The 466-nt window shown below is 51.1% G+C and carries 1 pseudogene; it reads left to right on the forward strand.

What is annotated here, in order from left to right:
• A pseudogene (locus ACTHUR_RS20120) lies at positions 1-466 on the forward strand (polyamine aminopropyltransferase); the annotation flags it as partial.

Raw genomic sequence — 466 nt, forward strand, 5'->3', positions numbered from 1 at the left:
TTTCTGAAGAAGGCAATATCCGTTCCCTGCACTTGGGCAGCGACACCATTCAAAGCTCCATGAATGTCGATCATCCGTCCGAGCTTGTGTTGTCGTACAGCCGCGCCATGATGGGTTGGCTGCTGTTTGCAGAAACCCCGCCCAAACACATCACCCAAATTGGCTTGGGCGGCGGCTCGTTTGCCCGTTGGATAGACAGCTACCTGCCCGATACCAAGCAAACCGCCATTGACATCAATCCGCAAGTCATCGCAGTAGCGCGCAGCCTGTTTGAATTGCCGCACGAAGGCGAACATTTTGAAATTATCGAGGCGGATGGCGTGGAATATATTAAAGTGTTCCGCCACACTACTGATGCAACTTTGGTAGATGGTTTTGACGGCGCACAGATTATCGATGCTTTGGTGGAAGAACCCTTCTTCCTATCTCTCATACACATCTACGAGCCCCCGAAACCAAAGATGAT

It is taken from the genome of Neisseria sp. P0021.S007 (genome assembly GCF_051956855.1).